Genomic DNA, 13,138 nt, shown 5'->3' on the forward strand with positions numbered 1-13,138 from the left:
TCTCTCAAAACAAAGATCAGCTTACGTCATAGCATATTACATAGACCCAAGCTGATCAAAATATAACCATAACTACTGTCTAAAGGACGATGCCTCCAGTGCATGCTTTTTCATTAATTTATGCATGTCAGTTCGATTTCGTCCCGCCATTTCCGCCGCCCGCGTGACGTTTCCATCAGTAATTTTTAGTAGTTTCACCAAATAACGTTGCTCAAACGCATCCCTGGCTTCCGTTAACGTCGGCCAATTTTGCGACGATGAAGACAGCGCCTGCTCAACCAAGTGGGCAGCAATTACGGGGGTTTGTGTTAGTGCAACACATTGCTCTACCACGTTCACCAATTGGCGTACATTGCCAGGCCAATTAGACGTCGCCAGTAATTGCATTGCATCATCAGAAAAACGCGTTACGTTCACCTGATGTCGAGTGGCGCTTTTTTGCAACAGGTTGCGTGCGAGCAACGGAATATCTTCGGCACGCTGTTTTAGCGCCGGAAGTTTAAGATTGACCACATTAAGTCGGTAATACAAATCCTCACGAAAACTACCTTCTTGCATTTCTTGCTCAAGATCTTTGTGCGTCGCAGATATTATGCGCACATCAATATCAACCACTTTGCTGCTGCCCACTGGGCGGATCTGTTGTTCCTGTAACGCTCGCAGTAACTTTACTTGCAATGTCGTCGGCATATCGCCGATTTCATCCAGAAACAAAGTGCCACCATCGGCTTCTTTGAAAAGGCCAGGATTTGCTTGAATGGCGCCCGTAAAAGCGCCTTTGGTGTGGCCAAATAGTTCTGACTCAAGCAAGTTCTCCGGCAATGCACCACAATTTATCGCCACGAAAGGCTTATCTTTTCGGTTACTGGCCTTATGAATAGCCTTTGCCAGCAACTCTTTCCCGGTTCCGCTAGCCCCTGTAATTAACACACTCACATCGCGTTGCGCTATGCGGTGAGCCTGATCCAACACTTGCAACATGTCAGATGAACGCGTGATGATTTCTTCATTCCAACTGCTCTGTTGTACAGCACTCTTTTGACTTAACGCTTTGTCCAGTAACTTTCTGAGCTCAGTATGATCCACCGGCTTGGTCAAAAAACCAAAGACGCCCCGCTCCGTTGCGGCGACAGCATCTTGAATAGTGCCATGAGCCGTCATGATGATGACCGGCAGGTCATTACGGTTACTGACAATCTCCTCAAATAAAGCAATCCCGTCTTGGCCTGGCATGCGTAAATCACTCAACACTACATCAATATGGTTAGCATTGATTTGTTTCAGTGCTTCTCTAGCATTTTCGACTGAAATAACCTCGAAACCTTCGCCCTCCAACCGAATCGTCATCAGCCGAAGAAGACTTTGGTCATCATCAACAAGTAGAATCGTCGGTGTAAGGTGTGAGGCTTTTTTATCCATATGTTATCGCTCCGCAGACTTCTCAAGAATCGCCTCTTCAATTTTTAGCAACTGATTCAGCTTTTCTGCTTGCTCCTGCAATAACTGAGCCTGTTCTTTCATCTGACTTTGTTGGCGCGTATTGACTTGGCTCAACACCGTGATCGCAGACTCATACTCGAGTAACTTTTGACTGGGGATGTACGCGATTTGGTAAAATAATTCTGCATACTGTGGGTTTAACTTCTCTCGCAGCTCGGCAAATACTAACTGCGCCCCCAGTCTAGTTTGATAGGGTGTATCAAGTGGTTGTGATAACAAGAAACGTCTTAGACGATCATCGATTGAATCGCTCAATTTAGCCAGCTCTGGCTTCCTTTCCCGCCAAGGCGTGGACGATTGTTGCTGCCAGTATTCTAACCAGAACAACACGTCACAGGTATTCTCTTCCCTCGCTCGCATGCTTTCATAAACGTCCTGACTAAACACACAGGTAGTCATACTCGATTGGCCAGACCAACTGTCTTTTAACTGCTTTGATATCGACTCACACCCAGTCAAAACAAAAAGCAGGCATACTATTATTCCGATTCGCATTTTCATATTCTCGTTCTTCTACATGGCGACATTGGCTGGTAAGCGTATCCGAAAGCAGACATCAGCATAATCAACATCAACGATATCCACTCGCCCATGCAACAATCTTGCACAATCATTTACGATGGACAAACCCAAACCGGCCCCGATCACTTTATCGTTGCGCGTTGCGCCGCCTCGAATAAACGGTTCAAACAATGCTTTTCTTTCTTCCGGTACGATTGCATTGCCATCGTTTGCGACCTCCAGCACATTGTAATCACCTTCTTCAAAAATTCGGATGAAAATAGGCTTTTGCGATACACCATAAGCAATCGCGTTAGATAAGAGGTTATCCAGAATACGCCTGAACAATGATGGGTCAGTGTACATATGCGCTACTCGAATATCGGTTTCAATATGATGACCATTCTGCTTCAGTGCCAGCGCATTTTCGGTTAGACATTTCTGCAGTAAGTCATGAACATCAGTTAAGGCGACTTGAGGCTTCGCTTGCTGCAGCAATAGGTTGTAGTTTAATAACCCTTCCACTAACAGATTAAGCCGCTCGGTACTAGACGCTAGTAGCCCCACCACTTCCTGTTGAGGCGGGGTTAATTCTCCCACCAGTTGTTCATTCAGTAACGAACAGCCTTCTTTAATACTGGCTAATGGCGTTTTCAGTTCATGAGAAGCATGCCGTAGCAATGCAGTTCTTAAGTGTTCTAATTGTTGCAGACGCTCGGCCAGCCAGTGCAGATCCTTTTCTATTTCGATCAGCTCTTTAGGGCCTTTCTGACTTATCGAGGGCAAGCCATCAGATTGCTGGGCTATCGCTTTAATAACCGACTTTAATTTTTTAAATGGGTGCACAATCATGTGACTGCCGACAATAACCAGCCCTAACGAGAGCAACACCAAAATGGACGTAGACCACGCTTGTCCTTGTCTTAACGTTTGCATCGTAGTTTGCTGTTCGCTAATCCGATTATTGATAGCAATACTCACGGCTTCGCGCAGTGAAGCCACACTTCGGGTGAAATTTGATAGCTGTTCACTGAGCCCCTCAGAAGAGGCATCGGTTGTATAGGCATGCAACTGATCAATTTGTGAAATGAGAGCATCACATGAATATTGATACAACAAAGAGCATATGCTTTGCGCATCGATTGAAAAAGCATTCAAACGAGTATGGATAAGTGTGACGGTTGTTTCATTTTGTACAATCTGATACTGCCGAAACAATCGTTCTATATCGACAGCATTGCTCTCCAGATTTCGCGTCCCGCTTACCAAGTTTACGAAGAAACCATTGTCTTCCGCCGTCATACGAGCAACATCAGCCAAATCTTTTTGGCTTTGAATGAGCAATGCAATAAGTGGGATCAAGGCCACCGCAAAACTGACTAAGGTTAATTGTCGCAGCGAGCCAAGTTGCATGAAATATCTCAGAAGAATGAATCTTCACAGGATCGCACAGTCATATAACGCGCGCAAATAAAAAGCGCCCAGCAGGGAGGGCTGGGCGCATACACACTTAGATTAGTCAGCTAATTATTCGCTTTCTTTTGCTGCCGCGCTGGCCGCTGCCAGCTCTTCCTGACTGATTTTACCGTCTTCATCAGTATCAATAACGCCAAAATTTTCAAGTAACTTTGCATCACTGACCGCTTCCTTCAAGCTAATATAACCGTCTTGGTCAGTATCCAGCGTAGCAAGTAAATCTGCGCTAGCTTGAACAGGCGCCATCATCATAGCTTGGATAGACGCTGCACATACGAACATAGTTGTTAATTTTTGTACTTTATTCATTTCATTTTCCTCACAGTGTTGTTTGACGTGATCATATCCTTCGAACCCAATTCAGAGCCGGGGCTCACGCCGTGCCAAACAACATATAGCAGAACCAATGCCAAAATTTTTTATTGTTATTTTTCAATCATTTACACCTTCACACAATAACAGCATGTGACTATTCGTCGCTAACAGCAGACAACCCGTAAAAAATTGCAATCTCAGACTTTAAAAATACGTGACAACTGAACTTGCTGATTACGAAAGGGGTTGGAAGATTTTTGCTAAGACAATGAAAAGTATAAACTTATTTAGATTAACTAAACATAACTGAGGACGACGTAGAAGTGTCTGAATTTCGCATCAACGTCAATTCGCTTTCCCACTACGATTTGGTTTCGTATGAAATAGCTAATTGCGGAGAATCCATATGCTCAGGCATTTCGAACCGTTCTGGCAAGTTTGATAAAGAATCAAGTGGGATGGGCTTACTAAAATAAAATCCCTGAAGGTGGTCACACCCTTGGCTAATCAGATAGTCAATTTGGCCTTCTTCCTCAATACCCTCGGCACAAATGGTCAAATTCAAGCGTTTGGCCAAATCAATAATTGTTCCAGTTACCATTCGGCTACGCTCAGACGATTTAATTTCGCGCACAAATTGACGATCAATTTTTAACGTATCAATGCTGATGCGCGTCAAGTAGCCAAGCGACGAATACCCTGTACCAAAATCGTCGAGAGAAATGGCGCAGCCCATATTGCTTACACGCCTAAAAAACTTGTCGCTGGCAGTAAAGTTCTCTAAGTAGGCCGATTCTGTAACTTCTAGTTCAAAAAAGCGTGGATCCACAGAATATCGGTCAAATAAATTGGTTATGTAGTCAAAGAGTGATGGGTTTTTCAAATCAAATGCCGAGAGGTTAACTGAAACCCTGAAACGTTGTGGAAACAATGCCTTGATACGTTCCAAATCCATACAGGCTTGCTCCAACACCCATGACGTAATGGATGGTATTTTACCGCCCTGCTCGGCAATAGGGATAAATTCAGCCGGTGAGATCATGCCTAAAATTGGATGAGCCCATCGTAACAGCGTTTCAAATCCAACAATAGTGCCGTTGGCAGCCACTTTAGGTTGATAATGCACGCGAAATTCATTGTTGGTAATTGCTGAATTGATGCTGTTTGCAATCATAAGCTTGCGCCTATGATCTTCAATCATACTGCTATCAAATATTGTGTAAGTTCCTTTACCGGCCTCTTTTGAGCGATACATCGCAATATCGGCATTGCTGACCAGCTCATTTAATTCAAAATTTGCATCGGTTGCCTTAGAAACACCAATGCTAACACCGACGAAGAGATCTAGCCCATTGTAGTAGAAAGGTTCCTGAAAAGCGTCGATAAGGCGAGTGGCCATTCGGTGAATATTCGCCTGAGATGTGTCACGAGACGGTATCACCAAAAACTCATCACCGCCTAGACGCGCAACTAAGTCCCCATCCCGCATCAAAGAGCTCACGCGACCCGCCACATCAATCAGCACTTTATCGCCGGTTTCATGCCCTAATGAGTCATTAATACTCTTAAAACCATCCAAATCGAAGAACATTAGCACTAAATCCTGTTCAGCTCTTAACGCCCTTGCCAATTCCAATTTAAGGGTGTCCATAACAAACTGGCGATTCGGTAGGCCAGTCAAACTGTCATAGTTAGCTAATCGAGTCATGGTGCGCTGTTGCTCAATCAATTTAGCTGTTTGCTCTCGATTTATCTTCAACTCGTTTTCAATCGTTGCCACCATGCCATTAATACTGCGCGCTAACTTTGAGACTTCGTCTTTTCCTTTTACTTCCAGGCGCTGACTATAATCTTTGGTGAACTGCAAATTTTGGGTGAAGTCTGACAGCGTCATTAGTGGGCGGATACGTTTTCGTAACACCCAAGAATAAAGTACCGATAAGCCGACGAAAATAATCAGCAAGATCGGCAGACTGGCGATTAAAAATTGCTTTTTGCTATTTTTCAGGGCACTACTGACATCATTCACGACGACCAAATAACCCTGCGGAAAGTTGCCTTCTCCAATTCGCACGACACTGTAGAGATGCTCATCTAATCGATAACTGCCAATAGCGGGCTCGACTATTTTAGCGGTCAATTGATCGACCAGAGCGGGATCCGAGCGTCCAGATTTACCGATGTATTGCTGGATCAACACCAGGTTGCGGTCATATAAATTCGCCATGAGCACATCTGGATAGGCATCTAAACGCAACAAGGTTGATGTTACTGACACAATATCTAAGTTGGGGCCGATGACAGGTAACAAGTCATTGCTGATATTAGTGCTCAAGGCGCTCAAGTGACGCATAGTACTGTCTAGGTATAACTCTTCATGCTCACTAACCACTAACCACATAACAGCAGATGTCAGTAGTAAACCAAACCCGATGGAGGTTATCAGTAGGGAGGTTCGGATACTTGAAAAGAGCCTAGGCACCATAATTACTCTACAAAGCGTTTAATTTTGCTTGCACATACATTGAGTGAGGTACATACATAAGCTCGCTGATGCGTCTTATCGCATGCTCCTCATGCATATCAATGCGTTCATCCGTGTTGGCTAATTCCCATAATTGTTGAATAAACTTAGCCCGCTGGGATAAGTCAAAATGATTGTTGAGTACGCGTGTAAACTGGACGAGGTCGACCGCTTCTTCAGCGTGACGCTGGCCATCTTGACTCAGTGCTGACAATTCCTCATCAGACAAGGAAAACCTGTCTTTAAGTGCCGCTTTGACGTAGTTTTTTTCAGCTTCATCAGCTACATTGTCAGCTCGCACCACTTCAAACATAAGTGCAGCAGTGGCTAACTCTAACGTATGTTGATCACTTGGAGCTTGCTCCGCATATTGCTGAAATATAGCGAGGAACGATTTAATCATACTACATACCCTTGGATATCTTAACGAGTGTATACCAGCAAGCGAAAAGCGTCCATTCGGCAATCACTATTGAATGATCAACTTATTCTGTTGGGAAAACCATCAAATGCTCCAGCGCCAGTCGAATACCAAAATTTTCACCTATCGCGTGATCATGATGGCTTGGCGCTAAACACAATACTTCATGCCCGGCTAATCCAGTATCGGCATCCAACTGTAAACGATACAAAATATTCGCACCGCGAAATCTACGTTGAATAACTTTCGCGGTAAACGGACTGGTATCGTCATGAATAATATCATCGGGTCGAACCAACAAACGTAACGCTGTAGAGTCATGTAAATCGGTATCTTGATTAGCGGTAATGGCATTTGAGCTGAATTCACCAATAGGTGTATGTAATACCCCCTCTGAATCCATCTTGACAGGCAAGAAAACGCTTTCGCCAATGAAACTGGCAACAAATGATGTCGCGGGTCGATGATAAAGCGCGTAAGCCGTGCCGAATTGATGCATACGCCCCCCTTCGAGGACCGCTATTTTGTCTGCAACAGCAAAGGCTTCATGTTGGTCATGAGTGACTAATATGGCGGTGATATCTAATTGCTTCAGCAAATTGCGCACTTCAAGCGCCAATTGCTCGCGCAAATGAATATCTAGATTTGAAAAAGGCTCATCTAATAACAACAACTTAGGTCGAGGAGCCAATGCTCTAGCAAGAGCTACGCGTTGCTGCTGCCCCCCCGAAAGCTGGTGTGGAAATGAGTCCTTATAATCACCAAGTCCAACCATTGAAACAAAAAAATCCGTTTCATTGGCGCGTGTTAGCTTGTCTAAATGAGACAAACCAAACGCAATATTTTGTGCCACGGTCATGTGGGGAAACAACGCAAAATCTTGGAATACCATCCCTATTTGTCGATGTTCAACCGCTAGCATTTTACTGGAAGAAGATACTGTTTCATTGTTGATCGAAATTGAGCCTGCTGTAGGCCGCATAAAACCAGCAATGGTTCTTAGCAGTGAGGTTTTGCCACATCCCGAAGGCCCCAAAAGACAGCCAATATCACCAGGTTCCAACGAGAACTCAATATCTTGCAAAACATATGGTGTATTCGCCCCTGGATACTGAATAGCAAGAGAATGAACCGATAACATTGATGCCTACACTCCTCGATCAAGCCATTTGGTAATGACAAAAATAGGTAATAAACTGACGACTACGATAGTCAACGCGGGTAATGCGGCATCATACAAGCGTTCATCCGACGCAAGTTCATAGGTTTTAACCGCCAGTGTATTAAAATTGAACGGGCGCAATACAAGCGTTGCGGGCAGTTCTTTTAACACATCCACAAATACCAGTAACCCTGCACTTAAAATACTCGCGCGTATTATGGGAAAATGGATCAGAAAGAAGGTTTTTACCCGTCCGCTTCCTAACGACTGAGCCGCATCGTCTACAGATGGGTTTAATCTTGCAGCACCTGACTCTGTGTTTTGAATGGCTACGCTCATAAAACGAATACAGTAACAAAAAATCAATGCGAACAGCGTACCTGAAAATATTAGCCCCACATATTCACCATACATGGAATACCACAGATGATTCGCCCAGTTATCAACACGACCAAGTACGATAAGGGCACCAATCGCAATGACCATTCCGGGTAATGCATAGCCTAAATTCAACCCTCTCACTTCCCACAACGCTAAGCGTGAAGGCAGCCAGCGCTGTTGGTAAGTAAACGCCAAGGCAATCGTGACAACCAATACCGCAGTAATAATCGCAACGCTGAATGTCGCTTTGATCAAGCGGGTATATTCAGGCCAGTCTACATCCCCCCATGAGGAATAGGCCCAAACACCCAATTGAACCGTGGGTAGCAAGAAACCTAACACGACCGGTACTGATACCACACCAATTGCGACTCCATTTCGCCAACCCGTTAGACGCTTTCGCGGCGCGCTGCGTCGTAAAGTAGTGCCCGATTGGTAAAACTTTAATTTACGTCGACTGTGTTGCTCTATGACTAAAATACACAACACGAACAAACACAGTAGCCCGGCCAATTGAGTAGCCGCCGTGCGATTTCCCATTGCATACCATGAACGAAATATGCCTGTGGTAAAGGTGCTAATACCGAAATATTGGACCGTACCGTAGTCAGCCAACACCTCCATCATCGCCAACGCTGCACCGGTGAAAAGCGCAGGTCGAGCTAACGGTAAACTGACTCGTAGAAAAAATTGAGAAGTACTCAAGCCATGAATTTGAGCAACCTCATGCATGCTTTGGCTTTGTTCTGCAAAGGCAGTACGGGCGAGTATGTACACATAGGGGTACAACACCAAAGACATTAGAATAATGGCAAATGGCATAGAACGGATATCAGGGAACCAATAGTCACCATAACTCCAGGAGAAATATGCTCTTAGCGCAGACTGCACGGGCCCAGAAACATCTAATAAGCCCGTGTAACTATAGGCAAGAATATATGCTGGCATCGCCAGCGGTAACAACAATAGCACGCGCATAGGTTTGCGTAGAGAAAACTCATAATGCGTCATTACCCAAGCGCTAGCGGTGCCGATAAGCAACGCACCTATCGCGACGCCGATAGTCAACGTAAGGCTATTAATAATGTAGTCAAATAAAACGGTGTCGACTAAATGTGACCATGCAGCGCCATCAGGGAAAAACAAATGAGCGAGCACAATGCTCAATGGCGCCAAAAGCGCCATTGATAAGAACAAAAATAAAATTTTGTAGGGGATGTTAAATGTTTGCCGCAATCTAACTTATTTCCACCCCGCTCGATCCATCAATTTAAGTGCTTCAGCGTTTTGTTCACCGACTTTTTGCAAATCGACTTTTTGTGCTTCAAAAGCTCCAAATGATGTCAGCAAGTCGCTCCAGGCGACGCCTTCTACTACGGGATATTCATGATTTTGTTGAGCATACCATTGCTGACTTTCTGGTGTAAGCATAAATGCAACTAATCGTTGTGCTTGGTCAGCATTTGGCGCATGTTGAGTCACAGCAATACCCGAAATATTGACATGCGTTCCACCCGCTTTATCGGCCCAATGAACCTTAACTTTTGCAGCCTGTTCACGTTCATTTGCATCATCAGAACTGAGCATACCTGCTAGATAATAAGTATTTGCCACGGCAATATTACATTGCCCCGCTGCCACCGCTTTTATCTGGTCACGATCGCCACCTTTAGGAGTACGCGCCAGGTTGGTCACAATCCCCTTTGCCCATTGCTCAATAGTGTCGCTGCCATTTTCAATCATTAGCGCAGCCACCATCGACTGATTGTAAATATTGCTGGAAGAACGGATACAGATCTGACCCTGCCATTTTGCATCCGCCAGATCTAGCATGCTATCCAATGAGCGAACATCAACACGATCGGGTGCATACATGATAGGCCGTGCACGTTTAGTCAGCCCAATCCAATGATTTTCTGCATCACGAAGTTCTGACGGCACCAATTCGACTTCTACTGAATCGGCTATTTTGCGCGTGATGCCTGCCCCTTTAGCGCGAACGAGCCTGCCGGCATCAGTGGTTAATAAAATATCTGCAGGGCTGAATTGGCCTTCGGACTGTATGCGTGTGATTAAGGCGTCAGCATTGCCTGTGATAAGGTTTACTTTGATCCCAGTTTGCGCACTGAATTTGTCTAACAAGGGTTTTATTAAAGCTTCTTTACGCGCTGAATAGACATTCACTTCCTCAGCAAATGACAATGAACTAAAACAGACTGACAAACACAATCCAATAACTGACAGTTGACGCTTCACATATTTCTCCAACAAGACTGATTGCAATTGATAATAATTCTCAATTAGATTAAAGGCAATGAGTTTTATCTCTCTATGTATCAAATTTATCGTACTGAGGAGCGACTATTGGAATGTTTTTGAATCGGCAAAGCTGCCTTTGGGTTATACCTTTATGGATACTTGGGTGGTTTTACCACCGTCTAAAAACGTGACTTTATCGGCCAACTCTTCCAACAAGGTATGCCCACGCCCGTAACTAAATTCATCTGTAGACGGTTTGAGGGCATCAACGTCAAAGCCTTTGCCACTGTCAGTAACAGACAAGGTTAAGGTTTTGCCACTGGGATCGTACGTCGCATGGATCCTGACAAAACCATCACTAAGATTTGTCAGGCGTTCTCCTCTAAGGGTGTAATACTCCATAAACCCTTCTGGTGTAGATTTTATACTAGACGGGATCTGTAACACTCCATGCTCTAGCGCGTTACTGTACATTTCCGTCAGAATGGTAAACAAATCTGAGCGCACCCATGCCAGGCCTAGCTGACTGCAGACAAGCTCTACAAAGTACTGAATAGAATCGCCCTGACGCAACAAATCAGGTGTTAGCATTGACTCCAAAGTAAATGGTAAGGGTGACAAGGCTTTGTCGCGCTTAAGCTCGAGTAAACTCTGGCAACGAAACATCGCTACCGTTACATCATCATGCGGAATTGCGTCTTCTGCAAACGCCTGCATCTCGGATAGCAGATCATCAACGGTGATCTTGGGATTGCCAATAAATAAGCGCTCAAGCCCTTCTTCACCAAACATCTCGCCATCACTATTGTGAAGCTCTATTAAACCGTCGGTGTAACAAATGATACGCGCGCCAATTTCCGCTTCAAATACTTCGTCTTGTTCCTCAAACTCACTGTTCGACAGTATGCCCAGTGCCATATGTTGAGATTTAAAACGTTTGAGTAATCGACCATCAGGTGCTTGCAGCAACAGATCCGGCATGCCACCATTCCAAACACTAAATCGTTTCCCGCTGACACTGATCTCAACGATGGCTGCGGCAAAGAACATATGGATAGGTAACAGTGGCTCCAACGTTTTATTCAATGTCGAGGCGATTTCTGACACCGACAACCCCTTGCTGGCCATTGCCTGAAAAGCCCGCGTCACCGGCAGTGCACCAATGGCAGAAGCGAGTCCATGCCCGGTAAAATCTCCCATTAAGAAATAAAGGCCACCATTAGGGCTAGACTCACATAGAAACACATCCCCGCTAAATTCATCTGCGGGTAGATTGACAAAATCAAAAAATTTAGTTGCTGCGGGCTTATTTACAATGGCCTTACTGAATATGTGCTCAATGATTTCACGCTCACGCTCAACATTATTGCGAAAATAGGTTAATTGCTGATTCTGTTCATTGAGATTTTTACTTAGCTGGCGAGTGCGTAAATGAGCACGTAATTTAGCTAATAGAATGGTTTTATCGAATGGTTTGGACACGAAGTCATCGCCGCCAACATCGAGGCATCTGACCAACGTCTCACCCTCTTCCAGTGAGGTAATAAAAATAATAGGAAGATAGACGTCATCTTTACCCGTTTTGACTCGACGAGCAACTTCAAAACCATCCATGTCGGGCATAACCACATCCAACAATATGAGATCTGGATGGACTTTTTCATACAAAACCAGTGCTTCATGACCAGAGCGAGCTTCATAGATTTCTAAGAACCCCTGCTCTTCCAGCATATGAACCAATAAAAAACGGTTTATTGATTCATCATCGACAATCAGCACTCGCATGGTAGCGCCTATTTAATTTCGAACTTTTTATCAAATCGCGAAATGCTAAGAATCTTTTGTACGGTTGGCCGACAATTGGTTATTGAGTAATGTGTCACCGAATCTTGCAAAACTTTCTGCATATTTAATAGCATACCCAATGCAGAACTATCCATGTATTCGGTATCAGACAAATCAACTTCTATTGATTTAACTGAACTCGGTAGATCAGCATACGCGTTTCTAAAATCCTGAACTTTCCCAAAATCAAACTTATCGTCCATTTTGATAGTAAGTGACTTTTCATCTGCTGAAAGTATTGCTTCGAGTGCCATAGTAAACGTTCTCTTAAGTGGTATTGAATGAAGACTACACTTTGAGTGTAGCACTGATGTTATTGATTTGTTTTAATTAATAATAGTAAAAATAGCAAGCAACCAACGAGAGTGCAGATACAAATGTCAGACAACCCATTGGTATATTCAACAGACGGCGGAAAAATCCCCCCCAAGGCCCAACAAAAACCCATAGATAAGGGAGATGGAATTGTTCGCATTCACCGAGAAACAAAGGGCCGCAAAGGGAAAGGCATGTCAATCATCAAAGGGCTTGGCTTGCCTGATAGTGAGTTAAAAGTATTGTGCAAAACCTTGAAGCAGCAATGTGGCTGTGGTGGCGCAGTGAAGAATGGCACCATTGAAATACAAGGTGACGTTCGAGAAAAACTTAAAGAACTGTTGCAAAATAAAGGGTTTACCGTAAAACTTGCCGGCGGGTGAGGTTCATACAGCTTGGTATTCCTCGCAGATAGACTACACTTTTCCAATACAACCTC

12 protein-coding genes are annotated in these 13,138 nt (G+C 44.3%); 1 reads left to right on the forward strand and 11 read right to left on the reverse strand.

What is annotated here, in order from left to right:
• Positions 1 to 72: 72 nt before the first annotated feature.
• From CSH93_RS04280 to CSH93_RS04330, 11 genes are all read right to left on the reverse strand, one after another.
• Entirely contained in the window at positions 73 to 1,419 is a 1,347-nt protein-coding gene (locus tag CSH93_RS04280) for a sigma 54-interacting transcriptional regulator (RefSeq protein WP_100641953.1), read from the reverse strand.
• Between the two features lie 3 nt (positions 1,420 to 1,422).
• A complete protein-coding gene (locus tag CSH93_RS04285) occupies positions 1,423 to 2,001 on the reverse strand; it encodes a hypothetical protein (protein WP_100641954.1) in 579 nt (192 codons plus the stop codon).
• A gap of 12 nt (positions 2,002 to 2,013) precedes the next feature.
• On the reverse strand, positions 2,014 to 3,414 hold the full coding sequence (locus tag CSH93_RS04290) for a sensor histidine kinase (protein ID WP_100641955.1): 1,401 nt from the start codon (positions 3,412 to 3,414) through the stop codon (positions 2,014 to 2,016).
• Positions 3,415 to 3,528: 114 nt separating this feature from the next.
• Positions 3,529 to 3,786 carry an EF-hand domain-containing protein gene (locus CSH93_RS04295; RefSeq protein WP_100641956.1) on the reverse strand — a complete coding sequence of 86 codons (258 nt, stop codon included), beginning with the start codon at positions 3,784 to 3,786 and terminating at the stop codon, positions 3,529 to 3,531.
• A 367-nt stretch (positions 3,787 to 4,153) separates the two neighbouring features.
• Positions 4,154 to 6,193, reverse strand: a complete 2,040-nt coding sequence (locus CSH93_RS04300; RefSeq protein ID WP_240615479.1) for an EAL domain-containing protein — start codon at positions 6,191 to 6,193, stop codon at positions 4,154 to 4,156.
• 91 nt (positions 6,194 to 6,284) lie between these two features.
• On the reverse strand, positions 6,285 to 6,719 hold the full coding sequence (locus CSH93_RS04305; protein WP_100641958.1) for a tellurite resistance TerB family protein: 435 nt from the start codon (positions 6,717 to 6,719) through the stop codon (positions 6,285 to 6,287).
• 82 nt (positions 6,720 to 6,801) lie between these two features.
• Positions 6,802 to 7,878, reverse strand: a complete 1,077-nt coding sequence (locus CSH93_RS04310; RefSeq protein WP_100641959.1) for an ABC transporter ATP-binding protein — start codon at positions 7,876 to 7,878, stop codon at positions 6,802 to 6,804.
• 6 nt (positions 7,879 to 7,884) lie between these two features.
• On the reverse strand, positions 7,885 to 9,516 hold the full coding sequence (locus CSH93_RS04315; protein WP_240615480.1) for an ABC transporter permease: 1,632 nt from the start codon (positions 9,514 to 9,516) through the stop codon (positions 7,885 to 7,887).
• Between the two features lie 6 nt (positions 9,517 to 9,522).
• Complete coding sequence (locus CSH93_RS04320; protein WP_100641960.1) at positions 9,523 to 10,536, reverse strand: extracellular solute-binding protein; 1,014 nt, start codon at positions 10,534 to 10,536, stop codon at positions 9,523 to 9,525.
• A 144-nt stretch (positions 10,537 to 10,680) separates the two neighbouring features.
• Positions 10,681 to 12,324: an ATP-binding SpoIIE family protein phosphatase gene (locus tag CSH93_RS04325; protein WP_100641961.1), complete on the reverse strand. Its 1,644-nt coding sequence runs from the start codon at positions 12,322 to 12,324 to the stop codon at positions 10,681 to 10,683.
• An 8-nt stretch (positions 12,325 to 12,332) separates the two neighbouring features.
• Positions 12,333 to 12,638, reverse strand: coding sequence for an STAS domain-containing protein (locus CSH93_RS04330; RefSeq protein ID WP_100641962.1), 306 nt, complete (start codon positions 12,636 to 12,638; stop codon positions 12,333 to 12,335).
• Between the two features lie 123 nt (positions 12,639 to 12,761).
• On the opposite strand from CSH93_RS04330, the gene yciH reads away from it, so the two are divergent.
• The gene (yciH, locus tag CSH93_RS04335) at positions 12,762 to 13,082 is read left to right on the forward strand and encodes a stress response translation initiation inhibitor YciH (protein ID WP_100641963.1); all 321 of its coding nucleotides are present in this window, start codon (positions 12,762 to 12,764) and stop codon (positions 13,080 to 13,082) included.
• Positions 13,083 to 13,138: the final 56 nt, after the last annotated feature.

This window comes from Neoalteromonas facilis (assembly GCF_002807665.1).
GTDB lineage: Bacteria > Pseudomonadota > Gammaproteobacteria > Enterobacterales > Alteromonadaceae > Alteromonas_E > Alteromonas_E facilis.

Coding starts and splice junctions, on each gene's coding strand:
- CSH93_RS04280 (WP_100641953.1), bottom strand. CDS start 1,419: ATGGATAAAAAAGCCTCACACCTTACACCGACGATTCTACTTGTTGAT.
- CSH93_RS04285 (WP_100641954.1), bottom strand. CDS start 2,001: ATGAAAATGCGAATCGGAATAATAGTATGCCTGCTTTTTGTTTTGACT.
- CSH93_RS04290 (WP_100641955.1), bottom strand. CDS start 3,414: ATGCAACTTGGCTCGCTGCGACAATTAACCTTAGTCAGTTTTGCGGTG.
- CSH93_RS04295 (WP_100641956.1), bottom strand. CDS start 3,786: ATGAATAAAGTACAAAAATTAACAACTATGTTCGTATGTGCAGCGTCT.
- CSH93_RS04300 (WP_240615479.1), bottom strand. CDS start 6,193: ATGTGGTTAGTGGTTAGTGAGCATGAAGAGTTATACCTAGACAGTACT.
- CSH93_RS04305 (WP_100641958.1), bottom strand. CDS start 6,719: ATGATTAAATCGTTCCTCGCTATATTTCAGCAATATGCGGAGCAAGCT.
- CSH93_RS04310 (WP_100641959.1), bottom strand. CDS start 7,878: ATGTTATCGGTTCATTCTCTTGCTATTCAGTATCCAGGGGCGAATACA.
- CSH93_RS04325 (WP_100641961.1), bottom strand. CDS start 12,324: ATGCGAGTGCTGATTGTCGATGATGAATCAATAAACCGTTTTTTATTG.
- CSH93_RS04330 (WP_100641962.1), bottom strand. CDS start 12,638: ATGGCACTCGAAGCAATACTTTCAGCAGATGAAAAGTCACTTACTATC.
- yciH (WP_100641963.1), top strand. CDS start 12,762: ATGTCAGACAACCCATTGGTATATTCAACAGACGGCGGAAAAATCCCC.